We start from the raw sequence: 20480 nt of genomic DNA on the forward strand, positions 1-20480 counted from the left end.
ATATAAGCTCTATATAGAAAATGCCTAATTCTTCAAAGGCTAATCGTTATTGTTAGGGTCATAAATCATTGAACTCTGTGTAAGAAATGTTCATGAAACGTGGATTCCATCGTCAGTTGCCGTTCCTGAAGCTCGGTGACAGCCTGCCGTCGTCCGTCTTCGAACGCCTTTAGGTCTCCTGCGGTATAGCTCTTCTGTCGTAAACGAAGAAGCTCACTGGCTAGCACATCGGCATCCTTCAAAGCTGCGTTCAAGCCAAAAGCTCCGGTAGGTGTCATGGTATGCGCCGCATCTCCAATAAGGACCAGTCCGTTCTGCGTCCAGGTGTCACTACGACTGCTGAAAATATCCAACGGTACGAAGTCCTTCCATGAACGAATATGATCATGCACACTATGCTTCAAATCTGGAAAAGCCTCTGTAAACCGTTGTATAAATGGTTCAAAGGATTGCTTAAACAGGGTTGGAAAGCTACCCTCCTCCACATTCCAGCCAATTTGAATATAGCCCTCAGCCTGCGAGAATAAAGCCAATTGTCCTCCGTTGACCCATGCCAGACGAGTGACGGGCTCCCACCCAGCAGGTGCCGTAATTTTCGCCCATAGCAGATCATAGCCGTGTCGAATGTTCGTCACAGGCATCTGCGCCAGCTTGCGCACAGTCGAATAGCGACCATCTGCCCCTACAATCAACGAACTGTGAATCGTGATCTCATGACCGTTCTTATCGCGGGCGGTCAAGCCCGTGTACCCCTGCTCGCTGTTACCTTCCAACGCAGTCACAGTTGTACCCGCCAGGTAACGGAAGGACTCGTAGGTTGACGCCTGTTTGAGCAAAGCCTCCAAAAATCGAGGCTGTGGAATATGAACCCCCACATTACCATCAACTGATACTGGCTTGACCGTCTTCACTTGCCGCTGATGCCCCCAATATTCGATCCTTGTGGAGGCGAGAACATAGTTCTCATGAATTTGTTCGAGCAGCTTATGCCTTTGGATCACTTCCTGACCCTCATCATTCAAGATTTCACCGCGAAAGGCCTTTCCCGCTATGCTCTGCCGCTCAATCAATATCGTGGATACACCCTGCGCCGCCAGTAGACAGGACAACAAAGTCCCTGCGGGTCCCCCTCCAACTACGCACACTTCACATTCCAGCTTCATCCGACTTCCCCCTACACCCAAACCATAACCTCAACGATTAGTTCGTACCTGTTCATTTAATTACATCATTAATAATATCAAAAATAACATCAAATTAAGTTTAAATTTTAAGTATTCATATCTTAAGCTCCGTCTCAAAGCTAACAAGTTACTTTATGTAACAAAGTATATTTATATCATATCATTTCGTCAAGTAATAAATTTATGTAAAGTAAAATCATTTACTTTTAACAGTGAATCGTTAATAATAAGCATGAGGTGATCACATGAACATTCCGCAGATGTGTCCACGGTTTGAAAAGGCTATGGAACTACTGAGTAAGCGTTGGACGGTATTGATCGTATTTCAACTAACGAATGGTCCGCAACGTTTCGTCGCTATTGAGAATTCAATTCCTAATTTAAGTGGAAAGGTCCTTTCGGACCGTTTGAAAGAGCTGGAGGAAGAAGGAATCATACAACGTATGGTTTATCCTGAGAAGCCCGTACGGATTGAATACTCTCTTACGGATAAAGGACGCGATTTAGCTCCTTTGTTTGACCATATCGGTACTTGGGCTACACGCTGGATTGAGGTTCTACCAGCACTTGAACAGCAATGATTCTTATTGAAGCAGCTTCACGTCTACCGCTATTGTTCCTAGACTAATATGATAAAAACACAGACTGCTAACATGCCAAAGAACGCCTTTGCTCTAAGTACAATTGTACTCATAGTGCAAGGCGTTCTATTTTTCATATGAAGGAACTTTAAACGTTTCCCTCACCGCTGCGTTGCATTTCCTCACGTATGGATTGCACCCGTTTTTTCCCCCAGTCATACATCATCTCCACAATGGGTAAAATCGTCATCCCCAGCTCGGTCATCGAATACTCCACCTTTGGAGGTACCTCGGGATACACTTCCCGGTGCACAATACCGTCCTCCATCAACTCCCGCAACTGATTGGTCAGCACTTTATGCGACAGCTTCGGAAACAGCCTTTGCAGGTCACTGAAACGATGCGCTCCTTCCACACCCAGATGCCATAAAATGACGACCTTCCATTTTCCGCTTAACACTGACAAGGTTAGTTCCTTTTCGCAGTTATAGTCTCCGTTAACGATCTTCTCCCGTATTTCTTCTCTTAGCGTATCAGACATATATAATTAACTCCTTCTAAATCATCATGGTCTTGCACTCTAATAGTAACCTGCAGGTAACCTCCGTACTTGAAAGTGCATTCTTCACAGCCTGACGAAGCCATCCTACAATAGTAGATAACGTTACACATTCAAGGAGGAATAAAGTATGAGTAAAAAAGCTCTTTTTATTATACCCCCAGAGCGCTTTAATGAGGATGAATTGTTTAAACCGAAGGAAGCGCTGGAGCAAGCAGGCGTTACCGTGACCCTAGCTAGTACAAAAACAGGCGAAATCACGGGTGACTACAACGGTAAAGCGACAGCTGATCTTGTTTTTACAAACGCTGTGCTGGCTGATTATGATGTAGTATCTGTGATCGGCGGATCAGGTACGAATGACCATCTGTGGAATAACGCGGATCTCCAAACTCTGCTAAAACAAACTCATGAGCAAAAGACTTTATTGGCTGGCATCTGCGCAGGCTCTGTAGCCGTGGCTCAAACCGGACTACTCTCTGGTAGAACGGCTACATGCTATCCAGTGGATATACAAAAGGATCAGCTTCAAGTGCATCAAGCCGAATATCTCGCTCAGCATGTCGTTGCGCATAGCGACATTATTACAGCCGATGGCCCAGATGGTGCACAGGAATTCGGCGCAGCCCTCGTTCAAGCTCTGCAATAAGCACATTCTCGAAGTTCCAGATGACACTTTAAACAGCACTCCAACAAGCCGCATCACGTCCTTTCTATTGTATGGGACCTGATGTGGCTTTTTTGTGTCATTTTCATGCTTAAGTGATTAATTTAATTGTATGGTCCTGGATTTTCGTGTTAGCTTTAAACAATCGACGTTTAGCATAGGAGGCTTATATGCCGTGTTTATGAAAGGCAAAATACATTTACATCAGGTAACGTCCGAATCGTTGCGACTGGGCGCCTTACTATCATTAGTAGGGGGCTTTTTGGACACATATACCTTTGTTGGAAGAGGCGGTGTTTTCGCCAACGCACAGACAGGCAATATCGTGCTGCTGGCTGTCAAAGTCATTCAGGGGCACTGGATTCAGGCGTTATCCTATATCCCGCCCCTGATCGCCTTTTCACTGGGGGTTTTTGTTGCTGAAGGGATTAAACGAAAATCAACCCACCGTTTAACTCCGGACTGGACCCGCGCAATTCTTTTACTGGAAATTGCGATTTTTTTCATCGTGGGATTGATTCCGCAAGGAGTTCCCAATACGGTAGTGGTGGTGATCGTCTCGTTCGTCGCTTCCGTGCAAATGACTTCCTTCCGCAAGCTCATTGATGTGCCGTACACCTCCACGGTCAGCACCGGTAACCTCCGATCAGCTATCGAGGCTGTGTATGTCGCCGTAACGACCAAGGACACGAACGCTGCCATTCGAGCGATGCGTTATGGTGTCATCCTGGCAGCCTTCTTGGTAGGAGCCTTGCTGGGGGGATTTCTAACTTTGACAATTGGGGATAAAGCCGTTTGGGGCGCTGTTGTTGCACTTATTTTTTCTTTTATTTTATTTACAGAAAAGGAAAAGTGGAAGCTTCCCCTACGCCACTAATCCTCCATTACATCAGCCCTGAACGAACTGGCGCTGGGCCGTTTCAAAGAAATTCAAAAGGTCTTCACGGGACGGGAATGCAGCCTGAGCTGATTGGTTGCTACCGCCCCCCTTACCGTGAAATGCCCCCAGATTCTCTTTCAAAAATGCTCCGCAGCTAACAGACTGGGTGCCGTTATGTGCCAGAAGGATTTTGTTTTCTGCTGTTGTGGCAAATAGAACAAGCAAATCATGCTCAGCTGTCAGCTTGGTAGCCAATTGCTGCATGTCCTGCAGGGATTTTTGTTCGAATACATGAGCAAGAACATGCCCCCGCACAGCAGATAGCAACTCTTTCGCCTGGTACGAAGCATTTTCCTCTTGTAGGAGCTCCACTTGCGCCTTAAGCTGTTTATGCTCCTGCTCCCACTTTTCGAATCGGGTCAAAATATCTTTTCGCCCGGTATTGAACTTCATAGATAACACGTCCAATATCTGAACACTATCGTTAAAATCCTGGAGTGCGCGAGCGCCACATTTGAAATGGATTCTTGCCATCCCCTTCTGCTTCTCCCATTTTAAGCATTTAATGATTCCAATTTCCCCGGTCTGAGCTACATGTGTGCCACCGCAAGCATTATATTCAATGCCCTCGATCTCGACAATCCGAATATTTTCTGTCACTTTGGGCGTTTTCACAAGCGGAATGTCCTTCAATTGCTCACGGGTTACAAAATAACTTTTTATGCTGCGATTACTATAGATTTGCTGATTTACTTCCTGCTCGATTGCCGATAGCTGCGCAGGCGTTATATCCGAACAGTTCACATCAATCGTGTCATATTCTTGTCCCAGATGAAAGCTTTCCGTACGGGCACCCAACAACTCTAGACAAACCGCTGACAGCAAGTGCTGCCCGCTATGCTGCTGCATATGATCAAATCTGCGTTCCCAATCCAATCGGCAGGCTACTTTCCGATCCTCCGGCAAACGCTCTACCTGATGCCAAATATCCCCTTCTTCGAGAACAACATCTAATACACGGACGCCCTGAATTGTTCCTGTATCACAAGGCTGGCCTCCACCATGCGGATAAAAGGCCGTTTCCTCCAGCGTAACCAAATATTTTCCGTCTCTTTCCATGCTCTGTGTAATATGAGTGTCCCACTCCGTAAGATTTGGAGCAGTGTAGTATAATTTTGTCGTCATTCCAGGTTCCTCACTTTTGGGTTTTTGGTCTCGTGCGATATCCACTTATTATCAAGCACTTCATTGTAAATATCAATGTAGGGAAAAGCTTGAACCATGGCACGAACAACCTCCATATGGTGAACAATCGCATGACGATTAACAAAGTTTAGCTTGAAATTCATTTTTGAATAGATTAAGATTAGTCGGCTAACTAATTTATTGATTGGAACATACTGTAAGAAGAAAGGAGAACCTTATGGATTTTGATTTACGGGACTTGCCCACTCGTGAGGCGCTACAAGAATTTTCTATGCGTATCCCCGAGATTGATGTAAGAGCAACAGAAGCTATGCTATTTTTTATGCGGGTATCTTCCAGCGTCTTTAAAGTCAGCTTTGAGGGCTTTGAGAAGTTCGGTATATCTCATGGGAAATTTTCAATATTAATTCTTCTATACCGCAACATCCATACAGGATTGCTGGCTACAGAGCTTGCGGAGAAAGTAGGGGTTAGCAAGCCTACTGTTACCGGTCTGCTTGACCGCCTGGAACGCGATGGGCTTATTATTCGATCTGTTCATCCTTCCGACCGCCGTATGAGCATTGTTAAACTGACCGAACAAGGAACAGAAATGATGGAAAGACTGCTGCCTATACATTTTACAAGCACTTCCACACTGATGAGCCACCTGTCCACCGATGAAAAGGAATTGCTCCTGACGTTACTGCAAAAAATAGAAAGTGGCATCCCTCAAGCAAAAGAGATATATAAAGTAGCAAAACCAGAATAAGTTTTAATTTTGCGTTTTAGTTAGCCGACTAACTTTTAAATTATTAAATAAAAGAATAAATAAAATGTACATATCAGGATATTTATTCGAGTCTATGTTTAACCCATTTTATGAATCTAAGGAGCGTATTACCCATGAATCGCACACAAGCCACCAGCCTCATCATCCCTCTCATTTCTATCGCCTGTCTGATCGGCGGGGGTTTCCTGCTCCAGACCAACGGACAAGATCAAGTCAATGCTTCGCGATCCGTTAAAGGCACAACACTAAATGCGGATAGCATTCATGTATCTTTTGAACAAGTAGGAGGCAAAGTCCTGAACATCCCGGTAACAGAAGAAACGAAGGTGAAAAAAGGAACTGTCCTTATGACTTTGGATTCCACAGATGTGGATCTGCAAATTGAGCAGCTGCGGACACAAATTGCCCAGTTCAATACGCAAATCAGCCAACAACAACAATCCATCAATTTAGGCTATACACGGGCAGCAACTCAGGAAAAACAGGCACAGCTAGATATCGCGCAAGCTCAAGTGACTGAGAGTAAAAGTCAGGCAGCATTGCAGCGGGCACAAGCGGCTGAGCGTCAAGCCACTGCTGCGGAACAACAGGTCAATAACGGGGTTCGGGATGAAGATGTTCAGCAGCAACGAATTGCTGTAGCCTCAGCAACCAAAAACGTTCAGACTGCGCAGACCAACTATAAGCGTAATAAAGCACTCTATGATGCAGGAAGTGCATCCAAAGCAGCGTTGGATGATGCCGAATCCTCTTTGACTTTAGCGACAAATCAGTTGAGTCAGCAAAAAGAGGCTCTACAAAAGCTACTTCATGGTGCCACTTCTGAAGAACGTATGCAGGCCAGTGAACAGACGACACAAGCAGCCGTTTCGGTAAAACAAGCCGAGGAAGAAATTCGCGGTGCCCAATTGTCCGTCGATCGTTCCAAGACCCAGCTGGAAACCATTCAGCAGAGTCGTCAACAGTTGGCAGATCAGAAGCTGGCTATTGACCTTTTAAAGCAACAAAAAGACACACAGGAAGTTCAGCTTAAAACGTTGCTGCTCAAAAAAGAACGCCTGGTGTTAAAAGCACCACAGGATGGCAAGGTGACTTCGATTAGTACCAAAGTCGGCGAAAATGTGGCGCAAGGTGCTCCTGTGATTACCCTGGAAACCAACGATTTATATTACGATCTCTATGTGAATGAAGAACAAGCGGGGAAATTCAAGGCCAATCAAGAAATTAAAACTCATATCTCTGGTCTCAATAAGGACTTGAAAGGTACGGTACGCTATGTAACTGCTGCACCACAATTCGCTAATGTGAAGATGTCCCGTGAAAAAGGAGAAGCAGATACCGCTACATTCCAGATACGTGTATATGTAACAAGAGAAGCAGCTTTGCTACCAGGCATGACAGTTGAGGTGAATACAAATGAAATCTCTTCGTGATGAATGGTCGTATCTGGTTCACTCCAAGTATCCGATTATAGCTATTATCTTCCCATTGATTGCCGTACTGGGGTATTCACTGTTGCTCCCAAGCAGCCAAATTAACGACGCTAACGTGGTAGTGGTGGATCAAGATAACACAGCTTACAGCCGTGAGTTCATTCAGAAAATAGATGCTTCCCCGTATATGAACGTAGCTGAGATTGTTTCGTATACGGACAACCCTGAACAGTATTTTTATCATGAGCAATATTTGGCTGTTATTTCATTGCCGCATGGTTTAGAGGACAATCACAATCGTTCCCTCTCCAGCCGCGTGGGTCTCATTCTCGATAATACCAATGTACAATCTATTACTTCGATTCGTACAGCTATGCAGGAAATTAGCGTTTCCGAGAATATGGAACTGTCTGTTCCAGCTATGTTGAAAACCGGGATGAACGCAGAACAGGCTCAAGGGGCCCTCAATGGTATCGCCTTGGAAGTGCGTTCCATGTTTAATCCAACGAATGACTATCAGAATACGACGATACTTGCATTCACTTGTATGTTCTCTTTTATGATACTGAATATAAATAGCTTACCTCTGGTCGCCAGACTCCGGGTTTCCAAGAGGCTGGCTGCTGAGCTGCAAAATCCGTTCAACATCCTGCTGCGTATGCTTCCTTATACGCTGTTTTCGACGGCTGGCTTAATCTTCTCTCTAGGGATGCTTAAAGTGTTTGGGGGAGGCCGTTTCGAGGCCAATCCAATTCTCTTTATAATTCCAGTTGTCCTGTATGTATTCGGTACCGTTTGTATCAATGTCCTGGTTGCATGGGGCGCTGCACATCCGGGAATAGCCATTGGCAGAATGGTGATGATACTCATGCCTGCTTTTGTTCTATCAGGGGCTGTTCTTTCCAGATCACTGTTTCCACCTTTAGCGATTCAAATCGGTGATTTCTTCCCCTTTGTATGGATGTATAAATTCCTGCGCACTATGGGTCTGCGTGGTGCACCTTTGCAGGAGATGCTTCCCGAACTCGGTTCTCTGTTACTATATGTGGGTGTACTCTCCTTGCTGGTGATCGCCAGAGCCCTATGGGAGAAACAGAAGCTGGCCAAGCAGACTGCGGGCACTGCTTCTGAAAAGGGATTACCACATCCCGTTGTTCCAGCAAGCACAACTGGCGGCGGGTTATCTATGCAAGGGGCACCATCAGCACCTATGCACGAGCCTATAAAAGGATAGAGTCTCGTCTACAAAATAAAAAAGGGTTAAGTGCCGTCTAACGATCCTTAACCCTTTTTCAATAATCAGGATTTTGTAAAATCCTCAATAATATTAAATTATCATTGTTATCAGAATAAAATTCACTTATATGCCCGACCTAATTGATAAGCGTGCTCCAGTAAACCTTCAATGTATTCTTTCGATTCGGATAAAGTATCATAGAAGAACTCCACCTTGGACTCTCTTACTCTTGCGTAACCAGCAATGGCTTTATTCAAATAATTAGTAACCAAATCGTGATATTCATACTTGATCAGATGTTCTTTCGTCCCCCCCGCCAAGCACATCCACAGAACCTGCTTTGACGTGAACTCCTGAAGTAAACCTATGTTCCACACTTTATCCAGGTACCCTTTTAGCATGGACGGGACACTATACCACCATAATGGAAACACAAAGACCAGAGCATCCGCAGCCACTATTCTATCCATCTCTTTCCGTGTTTCAGGAGCATATTGTTTATGGGTCGTATTCCAATCCAACTCATCTGCAGCGCTGTACACCGGATTGTATCCATCCCGATCCAAGTCCAAAATATCTACCTCGTGCTTATTCTCTTTCAATCCCTCTACAAAACGATTCATGACCGCAAGGGTTAGTGAATCTTCTCTAGGATGCGTGACGACCAATAAAACTTTCATGTATCCGTAACCTTCTTTCTCCTCATAATTGGTGAACCCTGTCTACAGATGCTATTATGGATGTTATACATTAAAGTGTGAAGTACGCACTTCAATGTACTGTAGGTACTTTAAGGTTCCTTAGTGCTTTTTGTACTACAGATCGGAGAGGGGGAAAAGTCTATGGAAGACAAAGCCAAAACCTATATGCTCGGGATCGAGGCAACTTTGGAGGTCATCAGTGGAAAGTGGAAAGGCATTATCCTACACCATTTAACCAGCGGCAGAAAACGTACATACGAACTTCGTCAACTCATTCCGAAAATCACCCAAAAAGTGCTCACCCAACAGCTTAGAGAGCTTGAAAAGGATGGAATCATCCACCGCATCATTTATAACCAAGTTCCCCCCAAAGTGGAATATGAGCTTAGTGAATATGGCTGGGATTTTAAAGATCTGCTTGATCGTTTTTGCTTATGGGGAGAAGATCATTTGGATAGGATCTATGGAGATAAAACAAAGGTGTTGGAAGAGTATTCTGTGAAGGAAAAAAGCGCTAAACAAGCACCACCTCATTAAGGAGGCGTGCTTGTTTGAAATACTATACCTAAGATGTGCACCTTGTTTATTCACCAGTCTCCGAAAATTTTCGAATACGAGCCCCTAAGGAATTATGAAATGATTAACCATAAATATAAGCCCAGTAGGGTCATAAAAAGTGTAGGAATAGTTAAGACAATGCCTGTCTTAAAATAAGTCCCCCAAGAAATTTTTACGTTTTTCGAACGGAGCACATGCAGCCACAACAACGTGGCTAATGAACCGATCGGAGTTATTTTCGGCCCCAGATCAGAACCAATGACGTTAGCATAAATCAACGCCTCTTTGACCATACTGGTTGTATGGGTGGCATCAATGGCAAGCGCATTAATCATGACCGTAGGCATGTTATTCATGACCGACGAGATAATCGCCGCAATAAAACCCATGCCCATGGTGGCCACAAACATACCTTGATCGGCAGCCGCTTGAATCACATGGGACAGCAGATCCGTCAAACCGGCATTACGTAGACCATACACCACAACATACATCCCGATGGAGAAAAATACGATAGCCCATGGAGCGCCCTTAATGACTTCTTTCATCGGCACTGCAGGGCTTCTTCGCGCCATCAATAAGAAAAAGATAGCAATAATACCGGCCACCACCGAAACGGGAATATTAAAAAATTCGCATGCAAAGTAGCCAACGAACAAAACCGCGAGAACGATCCAGGACATACGGAACATCTTTGGATCTTTAATCGCTTCCGCAGGCCTGATTAATTGTGTCGCATCAAACGTTTTAGGAATCCTTTTGCGAAAAAAAAGATACAGTACCCCTATACTTGCTCCTAAAGAAAATAAATTAGGTACAATCATGCGACTCGCATATTCCATAAAGGTGATCCCAAAGAAATCGGCTGACACAATGTTGACCAGGTTGCTGACCACAAGCGGAAGCGACGTCGTGTCTGAAATAAAGCCACTCGCTATGATAAAAGGAAAAACCATTTTCTCATCCAATTTCAATGCCCGAACCATCGCCAGTACAATCGGTGTCAGTATTAAGGCCGCACCATCATTTGCAAAAAAGGCAGAAACAACGGCGCCAAGAATGGTCACATAAACAAACATCCGGGTTCCGCTTCCTCGCGCAGCTCGTGCCATGTGAAGCGCCACCCATTCGAAAAAGCCGATTTTATCAAGCACCAACGAAATCAGAATAATGGCTACAAAAGCCAGTGTCGCATTCCAGACAATATGAGTAACTTCCCAAACATCATGCAAATCGACGACACCCACCAGCAAGGCGAGTATGGCACCGCCGCAGGCAGACCATCCGATGGACAGATTTTTAGGCTGCCAGATCACCAATACTAAAGTAGCTAAAAATATAATGCATGCCAACAAAATCAATGTTCTAAACCCCTCCATTACATTACCTTATAAACATATACTTACATAATAGCACCGTTATCCCTTAAGGAGATACACGGAACAGTCTTTAGGATGAACAAGCTGAGGAATCCGGTTCACAAAATGTGATCGGCTCCTCCTTATTCAGCCATTTTAAAATTTGCTTGGAGTCTGGCATACGCTCAAGAACAGCTTGAATATGCGGCTTATCGTCTACATTTAAGGAATAGTATACCCACTGACTTCGTCGTTCTTCTTTTACAATCCCTTGCGACTTTAATTTTCTCAAATGTTGGCTAATTGCTGGCTGCGTCATATCAAAGATATCTACAAATTCGCAAACACACCACTCTCTTTCTCTTAGCAGGGAAAGCATAGCCAGTCGAGTTTTATCGCCCAATAGCTTTAAATGATCGGCTACATAACCTAGTTGATCCAATGTGTGACCCCCTTCCACTCATATAACCATATGCTTATATACTAATGGAGCTCGGGTTTAATATCAATAACGAATAATACTTATTCGTTTACCAATTGCAGAATCCAGTCTTTTAGATCAACGATTCGCAGTGTTTTAGGCCGTGTATTCGTTCCAGAAATAATTAATGGGACAAGGGAATCTTTTTCGTGCAACGATCCATGAGCCCCTCCTCCAATGTGGGTGGGAGAACTTTCACCGACGAGTTCATATCCGGGTTGGACCGTGACGACAACATATCTTCCTTCATGCGAATTCATTGCCCCGTGTAGCCTCGCCAATACGTCTGGATATTTTCCATACTTGATCCGGTTGTTATTCACCGTAATATCCACAAGGTCCTCTTCACCCGACAATGTCCATGATTGTCCATATTCATCAATGAATTTTCCACCGGGATGATAAGAAAACAGCTTACCCTTTTTGCCCTTTGTAACATGAATATTGCTTTTACCATCTTTCATAGCGATAATGTCGAGCTTGTCCTCATTTTGTAAAAGCTTCACCACATTGGATAACTCCACGTTATCGTTAATTGCATAGATATAGGCCATCCGTTCATTAACGGCAATCACGATTTGGTCATCACTTCTTACAGGTTGATTTAATTTTGCAATACAGTAATGGCTCAAAAGAGGCCTTATATCCACAGTTGCTGCCTGTCGATCATCATAAACTGCACTTTGCCCACTGTCACCCATGACAATCCATATCGCATTGTTTACAGCCTGCTCCCAAGAACCATATGCGTTCAACACAGTTTGTAGTGCTTGATCTGCTTTTTCGATTCCCTTCAGTTGAGTCGGGCCCTTTCTATGCGCCAAATTATCATTCTCAGGAAAGTATGTGATGGTTACGTCTGGAAGTTTCTTCTGGCTGATTAGAAAAGCGGCATCTTTTGCGGAAAATTCATCGTTCATCCCAAATTTTTTCCACAAAGGAGTATTCCAGTTATTTTTCGGATTCAATTGTGCCAGAGCTGCATAAGATAACCATTTAGGCCCTGTTACTATCATTTTTTCTGGCACCCTGTTGCTATTCGCTATGAAGTCAGGCACTTTTAAGGCATGTTTCGTTTTCCCTCTAAAGACAATAGCATTGATGGACGCGGATTCTTTTCCTTTGTCAGCTAATTCTTCATGTATTGTTTTCGTTTTTTTGTTCAATTGAACTTGGTTTAATTGGTAAATAGCGTCATTAAATACTTGCAGTTGGTCTATCTTTAAAGCTTCTTTGGCACCATTGCCGTAGAGAATCATGCGTTTCTTTTGGTTGCTGTACCAAACGAGTCCGGGCACATGATGTTGGTCTGCATACGTTCCCGTTAATAATGTACTGTCGATTGTCACAGACATCGTGGGAAATGAACTCACTACATGCGGAAAATATTGCCCTTGATTTAAGAGATATTGCATTGCGGGTGCACGGCCTTCTTGAATTGCTTCTTGCAAAGGCTTATCCATTAAAGAATCAATCAAGATCACAATGACAGGTTTTTTGCCCATTTGATTTACTGTGATAGGTGGCTTCACACTTTGTTGTTTTAGCTGTTGACTGGAGTCCGCTCTACACCCCAAGACCAACAACAATAAACCTAGCACTAGTGCTATGGTAACTTTATTTTTCATGCCCATGTATGTGTCCCTTTCTTAGAAAAACTTGATCCTCTTATTTTTTTCTTGTACTAAAAAAATTATTCCTGCATTGGATCATCGGGACAAAGGTATCTCATACAAGCAATTAAAGTTACACCTCCATGAATTTTTTGGATCTAATAGGCCAAATTTAAGATCAAACCATTCAGGGAGGGAACATAACCATGACGACTACAAACATAAACGAATACTCCATGCATTATATGGATTCCGGTGAAGGAATGGCCATCCTATTCATTCACCCTCCAGTACTCACAAGCTTAAATTTCACATACCAAATCCAAGGACTCTCGCCCCATTTTCGAACTATAGCTTTTGATATCAGAGGACACGGTAAAAGTCAGCCTTCCGAGCAAACGGTTACTTACCCTCTCATTGTCAAGGATATTAAACATTTGATGGACCGGATGAGCCTTGATAAAGTATTTCTGTGTGGATATTCTACCGGAGGCTCGATAGTACTTGAATTCCTCTTGACTTATCCAGATCGGGCATGGGGAGGCATTGTTATCAGTGGAATGTCAGAAGTAAACGAAGGGCGACTAAGAAACAAAATTTCTTTGGGCATTGCTCTTTCCAAAATCGGTGCAGTCGGTACACTTGCCCTTTCTATTGCTTGGTCACAAACGAAACAGCTATCTTTGTTACGTAAGTTATTCAGCGATGCGAAGCAGGGAAATCCCAGGAATGTCGAGCAATATTATCGATACAGCTTGAAGTACAACTGCACCTCACGGCTCGGGGAAATCCAGCTTCCCGTCCTGCTTGTTTATGGTGAAGAGGATAAGCACTTTCATCCCTATGCCAAAATATTGCATCAACAATTACCGAAGAGTGAGCTTGTTTTCATTGAAAAAGTCGATCACCGCCTTCCTACGAAGGCCGCCGGATCATTGAATGAACTGATTAAGCAGTTCGTAGATCGCTTCAGTCTTTAAGGCAAATTCTACAGGAGAATTCCGCATACACATCTACACCCCCATCCTGATACTGTATCTTTGCCTGTATATGACATTGCATATGAGCTGCTCATCAAAGTGAAAAAAATTATATAATATTTTACACCATGTAAATATACAAATTATGCTAAAGTCATATGTAGTTTAGATGGGATAGGTATGTATTATTCTGCTTCTAAATCTGAAGGGGTGTAAAAATGAAATGCTAAAGCGTATTCAAAATCTTTTCGTTATCCCTAACTACCCGCTATTCATGATCTGTATGTTATTACAAGGTATGGCTATATCCATCAGCGCGCCTTTTTTGGCTGTATATTTTACAAGTACACTTGGCGTATCTGTGGGAACCTTTGGTGTATTTACAGCTGTGACTTTGATTTGTGGCATATGGATAAGCTCTCTGATTGCTAAACGTTCTGATACCGGCTTAGACCGTAAACAAATTTTGGTAATTTGCACGTTATTTAATGCCGTAGCCTTTGCAGGATATCTTGTAATCCAAAATTTTTATGTGCTTTTTGTTTATATGACGATCTTTACGGCCATTGGTGCTCCTGGGATGCCGCAGTTATTTGCCAGTGCACGTGAAGCAGTAAATCGCAGTAAATCTGCGGATCACGCCTTTGCGAATTCAACGCTTCGGTCTATGTTTTCTCTTGGCTTTATTACCGGGCCGCTTTTTGGTTCCTTTTTGATTGCACATACGGGCTTTAAGGGTATCTTTATGGGAACGACCTCTATTTTTGTTCTCATTGCTGTGCTTCTATTCTTTTTTATCAAGCAGCCTCCCGCTCAACTTAAACATAACAATCAACTTTCACTTCATCACATTACATTACATAAAAATATTGAGATTCTGATTCCCTTTTCCGTTCTTACTCTGCTCTATACGTCTCACTGGATGAATAATTTGAATATTTCCTTGTTCATCATTCACAATTTACAAGGCGACACGAGTGACGTTGCTCTAGTATCCAGTATTTGCGCAATTGTAGAAATACCCTTGATGCTCATGCTAGGCGTACTAGCAGCTAAATACTCCAACCGTTTGCTTATATTTTTAGGGGCATTAACAGGAGTTGTCTATTATCTCCTTGTCCTTATGTCTACGGAGATGTGGCAGCTATTCGTGGGGCAGCTTCTTCTAGCCTTCTTTGTTGCAGTGATTTCTGCCATTGGCATTAGTTACATGCAGGATTTGTTGCCCTCTCTTCCAGGGTACGCATCGACGCTATATTCCAATGCGACAACCATCGGAAGACTGGTGGGGAGCTTGATGGGCGGATTAACCGCTCAATGGATTGGTTACCGAAATACCTATTGGGTATGTTTGGCCCTGATCATCTGCTCCCTTGGTCTTCTGGCGATTTCAAAGAAACTAGAGTTTGAAAAATCTGCTACTTTAAAAGAAAGGAATCACAGTATATAGACTGCTGCTTATTTTTCTATGGTGGAGAAATGGCTCATGATTGTATCTGCCGCATGACTATACCCACCAGCCTGGCGTAATGATTCGCCGATCACATGAGCCTGTTCTTTATAGGTTGGATGACTCAATACCTCTAATAAGGCAGCTCTCAAACTAGCGGGTGTAAGCTCATTTTTATCCACAACAACACCCGCTCCCAGGTCCTGCACCCGACTAGCTACGATGGGCTGATCCGATGTTAAAGGAATCATGACCTGCGGCACATTGTAATACAGAGCTTCACTTGTACTGTTCATCCCCGCATGTGTAACAAAAGCGTCCACATGCTGGAGCATTTCCAATTGCGGAATATAAGGCTTGATTATAAAATTGTCAGGGATACACGAGGCCAATGGCTCCATGTCTGTATAATTGCCTGAAGACAGCACAAACTGCACAGGCAAATCGCGAAATGCTGCAAAACAAAGCTTATAAAATTCCAAGTCTTTATTCAAAATAGTACCCATTGAAATGTACACCGCCTGTGGATGCAGAACACGAAGTTGTTCGAACGGGAAGGAAGGAGCATCTTTACGCGGTACAATAGAAGGACCTGGAAAAATAAAACTGTGATCCAGTTTTTCGGCTTGCGGTTGAAAATAGCGGCTTGTATAAACGATTCTTAAGTGTCCGCCATGAGGAGCAATCTCTTCTATAGCCGGAGCGTCAACCTGAAGCTCATTAGCTAGTTGATGCGTTATTTGCATCGTAGCCGTGTATAACTTTTTTACCTCCGGATCATTGTCATTCATGCCTTGCCCCGATCCCAATGGCTCTACGAAAGCAAAAGAAGCGATAGAGCATACAGCAGGAATTCCTAGCTTCTCAGCAATAATCGTGCCTCCCCAGCCCATCAAAGAATCATAGATTAAATAATCATAGGTTCTGTTTTCAATAACTCTCAAAACCTCTGGAATAATCGGAAGAATCATACCTTTTACCACCATGTATACAAATTGATAATGATGTTTGTATTCTGCTGGCTTTAAATCAGAGTCTTTGGAAAAAGCATCATCCACAAAAGGGTAGGTGATCATCTGCGCTCCTGTCTGTTGAATTCTCGTACGATATTCTTCCGTACACACATAGTCAACATCCTCCCCACTGTCTACCAACCTTTTCACTAATCCTAGTGTCGGATTAACATGGCCTTCAGCAGGCGTGATCACTACTAACACACGTGCCATACGTTACACCTCCAAAATCAAAAATAAATTACAATTTGAAATAAATACACTTTAAACATAGCAAACATTTACCATATAAACAAGTATTTTCAATACCTAAAAATTAAATATGTATCCTCCACTCAAACGATAGAAATAAGCGAGGCTGAACGCTAGAAGCGCTTGCCCCGCTTAACCACTGAACATCAAATTTAAAGACGCCAATCCCAATGATCTGGTCCACTCAGAACAGCTTCAACGGTGTACTGGCTTGCTTCATCGGCAGTAAGCTGTTTGGCCCAAGGTACACGTTCGCTACTTCCTGCACCTGGTCCAAAGTTATCAAACTCTCCAAATCTTGCGGTCTGCTCATTGGATTCCTTGCCCCAATTATTCCAGCCGCCCGGCTTGATATGGTCATCCATATAGGTCTTCAAAAAAGTAACATGAGCGTAAGGGCGCCATGGCCGTCCGAGATCCACCTTGCCTGTTAAGCCATTTTCTGTTGTCAGACGACATTGAATAAATACAAATCCCAGCTTGTTCTCTTCTGTTGAAGCTGCTGTCACATATCCAGCACGCAGGCTGTGTATGATCGAGTTATCAAACACAGCGGGTGCATTGCCAAATATAAAATCTACACTGCCACTGATGTAGCTGTCCTTGAAATACTGTCTGCCACGGTTCACAAGCAACGTATCCTGTAGGCCGGTAATTTTGACATTGTGATACTTACCACGATCGCCTTCGGCATATAACGCTACAGCCTGCACCTGCCCGGTTCCTTCTGTATTGGCAACCGTGACATTCTCCAACACAAAATCAGGACTTTGCACACGCATGGTATAGCTGTTGCTTGTTCCTAATTCTTTTCCATCCACCACGGTTTTGGCCGTATCATCAAAAGCAATGATCGTTTTATCCCGATCTTCTCCGATAATACTCAGGTTTTTCTTAGAGGAATTCACCTTTATTTTCTCACGATACGTACCATTTTTGAGATGGATAACTGTCCTTGTATTGCTGTCGTCAGGGACTGCGTCAATAGCTGCCTGGAGAGATGTAAAGTCAGCAGGACCATAGGTCGCTACCACCACACTAGTGGGATGAGTTCCTCCTGAATCTGTCAGGTTGCGGATGGTGACATGGCTGAATTCCGACGTATTGTAATTCCATACATCGTTTTGTGGTTTGGATGCATCAGTAGCCAACCCGAACAATAGCGGTTGATGATCCGGCACATCTATAACCGTTTCACCAACCTTCTCCCAGTTCGTCACACCATCTGCGGACACCCAGCCGGTAACCTTTGGTCCTTGTCGTACCAGACGAACCGAATATGGCGTTGTAATAAACGTCTCCATTGACGCACGTTTCGTCTTACCCTCCGTTTGATCACGACTGATAAGAATACCCAGTTTACCATATTTAACAAATGCTAAAGACATAAAAGCCATTTTTGATCCAGGCTTCAGCGATTCACGAATCATTACACCCGCTTCGGCATTATCATCCACTGGGGTAATATGTTCCACACGGGCTGTAATTTCAGTGTCACCTTCCCATTTTTGATAAGCATAATGGAAAATATCTGCCTTACCGTCAACGTCTCCCGCTGACTTCAGTCTTATACTGCTGCCGCTTGCATCTTCTTTTAAGACCTGTGTATGCCCTTTTATATAACCATCGTTGCCCTCAGAGCCAATCTCTTCGCTGAGCCAACTTCCCGACGGCGCAGTCGTATTGACATGAATGGTAACAGGATTGGAAAATGCAGCATTCCCCTTGCGGTCGGTCACCCGTACAATAATATAATGGGTCCCGTCCATCACATGGTTCCAATTCATTTGATAAGGCGCAGTCTCTACTTTTCCAGCGAGTTTGCCGTCAATGATAAATTCAACATGAGCAATACCATCTTTGTCCTTGGCTGTTGCTGTTATGGTCGCATCCCGCCTGCTTCCAAAATATCGTTATGCTTTAGTGAACGTCCGTTTGCATCCGACACCTGAACGACAGCCTCTGGATTATTCACCTCATTTCCATTCGACAGCTTCTCAATAAGATCATTTAAATAGACCTCCAGATTCGTATAACCCTTGGCAAAATGAGCATACGCCCCTGTGCCGGCAAGCCCCTGACCGTTACGATCATCTGCATTATTGGGGTCCAGCCCATGGGCACGTTCCCATTCATCCGGCATTCCATCATGGTCACTGTCAGAAAGCTCCGTCGTCGTTACGTTAGAATCGTCATAAATCCACCCTGCTTCACGCGGAGAGTTAATAAATGCACCCGTTCCATTCTTCACATCATTCATAATTCGGGCGTCCACCGCATCTCTTCTTGGCAGCGTGGCTCCTGAGCCGGCAAGCACCTCCGTATATGCGGTTTGTGCATCTGTCGCTTGATATGGACCGTACGCATCGGGTGAGATTCCGTTGTCGTATTCCCCTCTGACTTCAATCGGCTCCGCCAAACGGGTGGACGGATCAATAATGGACCCAATGGATGTTCCAAGCTGCCAGTTGTCTTTCGTAACCGAGTCATTGCCGTACATATAGTTACCACCAATAAAGATGCGTGTTTTATATTTTTTACTACCCACGTCCACAAAGATTTGTCCGCGAACGTCCTGATATGTGTTAGGGCCATACTTATAATAGTTATTTAGCACATTATACGATCCTTCACCACCGCCGTATGAGGAGAAAAATCCCCAGTTATAAATGACATTATTGGTCATTTCCACAGCGTCGATTTGTTTTTTATCGGTTGGAAAACGCGGATTACGGCTTGCATTGTGAGCTAACAAGTTATGATGATAGGTGGAATTTCGTCCGCCCCATATGCCGCCATAGCCGTGGCGACCTTTCTGGTGCGTGGTCATTAGCATACTCTCCGACGCAATAGACCATTGTACCGTTGTATTGACGTTGTCATACAGGCTCAGTACCTCATCCACCGACCAGCTAAAGGAACAGTGATCAATCATTATATTTTTATGGTATCTGGCTCCTAACGCGTCATCCTCACTGGGGTAACGGTCGGTCAATCGGAAACGCAGGTAACGGAGAATGACGTTATCTGCATCAATCCCTGTTGTGTAATCGCTTACAGTTATACCGTCGCCAGGAGCTGTCTGACCCGCAACCGTCAGGTTGTTTCCCAAGATTTTAAGTGGCTCCTTGAGATGAATCGTTCCACCCACCCGGAATACGACCGTCCGATTATCGGAGCTGACCGCTGCGCGAAAAGATCCGGGAATGATCTGCTCCCCTTTGCCGTAGTCTGCCAGCGTGGTAACCTCATACACTTCACCTCCGCGTCCACCGGTAACATATTTACCGCCACCCTCAGCCCCCGGAAACGCCGGAATATCCGTCGCCACTTTTGCCCCCTTTGCGTTCTCTGTTCCTACCGCAGTCTCCGCTTGGATTAGTGGCGGGCACAAGGTCAACAACAATGAACCCACAACCACGTTACATAGCACCTTTTTCCATGTACGCTGCTTGCTCATATTCTGTTTCCTCCCTAAGATTTTCTTCCACATCAGCGCATATTTTTATAAAAACACGATCCGAGACGTTCAGAAGCGCCTTCACCTCCTTTCAT

17 protein-coding genes and 1 pseudogene are annotated in these 20480 nt (G+C 44.1%); 9 read left to right on the forward strand and 9 right to left on the reverse strand.

Features of this window, described 5'->3' with window-relative positions; translation table 11 throughout:
• Positions 1 to 65: 65 nt before the first annotated feature.
• A complete protein-coding gene (locus ACYCS5_RS10745; protein WP_459761028.1) occupies positions 66 to 1163 on the reverse strand; it encodes an FAD-dependent monooxygenase in 1098 nt (365 codons plus the stop codon).
• Between the two features lie 266 nt (positions 1164 to 1429).
• Between ACYCS5_RS10745 and ACYCS5_RS10750 the strand changes: the two genes are divergently transcribed.
• On the forward strand, positions 1430 to 1765 hold the full coding sequence (locus ACYCS5_RS10750) for a winged helix-turn-helix transcriptional regulator (protein WP_013312049.1): 336 nt from the start codon (positions 1430 to 1432) through the stop codon (positions 1763 to 1765).
• Positions 1766 to 1913: 148 nt separating this feature from the next.
• On the opposite strand, the gene ACYCS5_RS10755 is transcribed toward ACYCS5_RS10750, so the two are convergent.
• Entirely contained in the window at positions 1914 to 2306 is a 393-nt protein-coding gene (locus ACYCS5_RS10755; RefSeq protein ID WP_013312050.1) for a winged helix-turn-helix transcriptional regulator, read from the reverse strand.
• Positions 2307 to 2454: 148 nt separating this feature from the next.
• Here ACYCS5_RS10755 and ACYCS5_RS10760 point away from each other — a divergent pair, with 148 nt between their 5' ends.
• Both ACYCS5_RS10760 and ACYCS5_RS10765 read left to right on the forward strand, forming a co-directional pair.
• On the forward strand, positions 2455 to 2973 hold the full coding sequence (locus ACYCS5_RS10760) for a DJ-1/PfpI family protein (protein ID WP_069011589.1): 519 nt from the start codon (positions 2455 to 2457) through the stop codon (positions 2971 to 2973).
• A gap of 193 nt (positions 2974 to 3166) precedes the next feature.
• A complete protein-coding gene (locus tag ACYCS5_RS10765; RefSeq protein ID WP_029519333.1) occupies positions 3167 to 3868 on the forward strand; it encodes a YoaK family protein in 702 nt (233 codons plus the stop codon).
• Between the two features lie 12 nt (positions 3869 to 3880).
• Here the strand turns inward: ACYCS5_RS10765 and ACYCS5_RS10770 are convergent, their stop codons facing one another.
• Positions 3881 to 5056, reverse strand: coding sequence for an alanyl-tRNA editing protein (locus ACYCS5_RS10770; protein WP_069011590.1), 1176 nt, complete (start codon positions 5054 to 5056; stop codon positions 3881 to 3883).
• 238 nt (positions 5057 to 5294) lie between these two features.
• Here ACYCS5_RS10770 and ACYCS5_RS10775 point away from each other — a divergent pair, with 238 nt between their 5' ends.
• The 3 genes from ACYCS5_RS10775 to ACYCS5_RS10785 all read left to right on the forward strand — a co-directional run bounded on the left by ACYCS5_RS10775 (position 5295) and on the right by ACYCS5_RS10785 (position 8516).
• Positions 5295 to 5828 (forward strand): MarR family winged helix-turn-helix transcriptional regulator, encoded by a 534-nt coding sequence (locus ACYCS5_RS10775; protein ID WP_459761029.1) that lies wholly within the window; start codon positions 5295 to 5297, stop codon positions 5826 to 5828.
• 134 nt (positions 5829 to 5962) lie between these two features.
• Entirely contained in the window at positions 5963 to 7282 is a 1320-nt protein-coding gene (locus ACYCS5_RS10780) for an HlyD family secretion protein (protein ID WP_029519336.1), read from the forward strand.
• On the forward strand, positions 7266 to 8516 hold the full coding sequence (locus ACYCS5_RS10785) for an ABC transporter permease (protein ID WP_069011593.1): 1251 nt from the start codon (positions 7266 to 7268) through the stop codon (positions 8514 to 8516). Before ACYCS5_RS10780 ends, ACYCS5_RS10785 begins: the two co-directional genes overlap by 17 nt.
• Before the next feature lie 122 nt (positions 8517 to 8638).
• Here the strand turns inward: ACYCS5_RS10785 and ACYCS5_RS10790 are convergent, their stop codons facing one another.
• Positions 8639 to 9199, reverse strand: a complete 561-nt coding sequence (locus ACYCS5_RS10790; RefSeq protein ID WP_029519338.1) for an NAD(P)H oxidoreductase — start codon at positions 9197 to 9199, stop codon at positions 8639 to 8641.
• 162 nt (positions 9200 to 9361) lie between these two features.
• Here ACYCS5_RS10790 and ACYCS5_RS10795 point away from each other — a divergent pair, with 162 nt between their 5' ends.
• Positions 9362 to 9757, forward strand: coding sequence for a winged helix-turn-helix transcriptional regulator (locus tag ACYCS5_RS10795; RefSeq protein ID WP_039273890.1), 396 nt, complete (start codon positions 9362 to 9364; stop codon positions 9755 to 9757).
• 92 nt (positions 9758 to 9849) lie between these two features.
• Here ACYCS5_RS10795 and ACYCS5_RS10800 read toward each other — a convergent pair whose 3' ends face one another.
• From ACYCS5_RS10800 to ACYCS5_RS10810, 3 genes are all read right to left on the reverse strand, one after another.
• Complete coding sequence (locus ACYCS5_RS10800; protein WP_459761030.1) at positions 9850 to 11139, reverse strand: arsenic transporter; 1290 nt, start codon at positions 11137 to 11139, stop codon at positions 9850 to 9852.
• An 88-nt stretch (positions 11140 to 11227) separates the two neighbouring features.
• On the reverse strand, positions 11228 to 11578 hold the full coding sequence (locus tag ACYCS5_RS10805; protein WP_029519341.1) for an ArsR/SmtB family transcription factor: 351 nt from the start codon (positions 11576 to 11578) through the stop codon (positions 11228 to 11230).
• A gap of 80 nt (positions 11579 to 11658) precedes the next feature.
• On the reverse strand, positions 11659 to 13251 hold the full coding sequence (locus tag ACYCS5_RS10810; protein WP_459761031.1) for an alkaline phosphatase family protein: 1593 nt from the start codon (positions 13249 to 13251) through the stop codon (positions 11659 to 11661).
• A gap of 185 nt (positions 13252 to 13436) precedes the next feature.
• Here ACYCS5_RS10810 and ACYCS5_RS10815 point away from each other — a divergent pair, with 185 nt between their 5' ends.
• Together ACYCS5_RS10815 and ACYCS5_RS10820 are read left to right on the forward strand one after the other, a co-directional pair.
• A complete protein-coding gene (locus ACYCS5_RS10815; RefSeq protein WP_029519343.1) occupies positions 13437 to 14210 on the forward strand; it encodes an alpha/beta fold hydrolase in 774 nt (257 codons plus the stop codon).
• Positions 14211 to 14433: 223 nt separating this feature from the next.
• Entirely contained in the window at positions 14434 to 15660 is a 1227-nt protein-coding gene (locus ACYCS5_RS10820; protein ID WP_029519344.1) for a sugar efflux transporter, read from the forward strand.
• 8 nt (positions 15661 to 15668) lie between these two features.
• On the opposite strand, the gene ACYCS5_RS10825 is transcribed toward ACYCS5_RS10820, so the two are convergent.
• A complete protein-coding gene (locus ACYCS5_RS10825) occupies positions 15669 to 16886 on the reverse strand; it encodes a macrolide family glycosyltransferase (RefSeq protein ID WP_459761032.1) in 1218 nt (405 codons plus the stop codon).
• A gap of 191 nt (positions 16887 to 17077) precedes the next feature.
• Positions 17078 to 20385: pseudogene (locus tag ACYCS5_RS10830) on the reverse strand (pectinesterase family protein).
• Positions 20386 to 20480 lie beyond the last annotated feature (95 nt).

The sequence above is a fragment of the Paenibacillus sp. SEL3 genome, from assembly GCF_054602585.1.

Bases quoted from the DNA above. Each gene is read 5' to 3' on its own strand.
- ACYCS5_RS10745 (WP_459761028.1), bottom strand. From the start codon at position 1,163: ATGAAGCTGGAATGTGAAGTGTGCGTAGTTGGAGGGGGACCCGCAGGG.
- ACYCS5_RS10750 (WP_013312049.1), top strand. From the start codon at position 1,430: ATGAACATTCCGCAGATGTGTCCACGGTTTGAAAAGGCTATGGAACTA.
- ACYCS5_RS10755 (WP_013312050.1), bottom strand. From the start codon at position 2,306: ATGTCTGATACGCTAAGAGAAGAAATACGGGAGAAGATCGTTAACGGA.
- ACYCS5_RS10760 (WP_069011589.1), top strand. From the start codon at position 2,455: ATGAGTAAAAAAGCTCTTTTTATTATACCCCCAGAGCGCTTTAATGAG.
- ACYCS5_RS10770 (WP_069011590.1), bottom strand. From the start codon at position 5,056: ATGACGACAAAATTATACTACACTGCTCCAAATCTTACGGAGTGGGAC.
- ACYCS5_RS10775 (WP_459761029.1), top strand. From the start codon at position 5,295: ATGGATTTTGATTTACGGGACTTGCCCACTCGTGAGGCGCTACAAGAA.
- ACYCS5_RS10780 (WP_029519336.1), top strand. From the start codon at position 5,963: ATGAATCGCACACAAGCCACCAGCCTCATCATCCCTCTCATTTCTATC.
- ACYCS5_RS10785 (WP_069011593.1), top strand. From the start codon at position 7,266: ATGAAATCTCTTCGTGATGAATGGTCGTATCTGGTTCACTCCAAGTAT.
- ACYCS5_RS10790 (WP_029519338.1), bottom strand. From the start codon at position 9,199: ATGAAAGTTTTATTGGTCGTCACGCATCCTAGAGAAGATTCACTAACC.
- ACYCS5_RS10795 (WP_039273890.1), top strand. From the start codon at position 9,362: ATGGAAGACAAAGCCAAAACCTATATGCTCGGGATCGAGGCAACTTTG.
- ACYCS5_RS10810 (WP_459761031.1), bottom strand. From the start codon at position 13,251: ATGGGCATGAAAAATAAAGTTACCATAGCACTAGTGCTAGGTTTATTG.
- ACYCS5_RS10815 (WP_029519343.1), top strand. From the start codon at position 13,437: ATGACGACTACAAACATAAACGAATACTCCATGCATTATATGGATTCC.
- ACYCS5_RS10820 (WP_029519344.1), top strand. From the start codon at position 14,434: ATGCTAAAGCGTATTCAAAATCTTTTCGTTATCCCTAACTACCCGCTA.
- ACYCS5_RS10825 (WP_459761032.1), bottom strand. From the start codon at position 16,886: ATGGCACGTGTGTTAGTAGTGATCACGCCTGCTGAAGGCCATGTTAAT.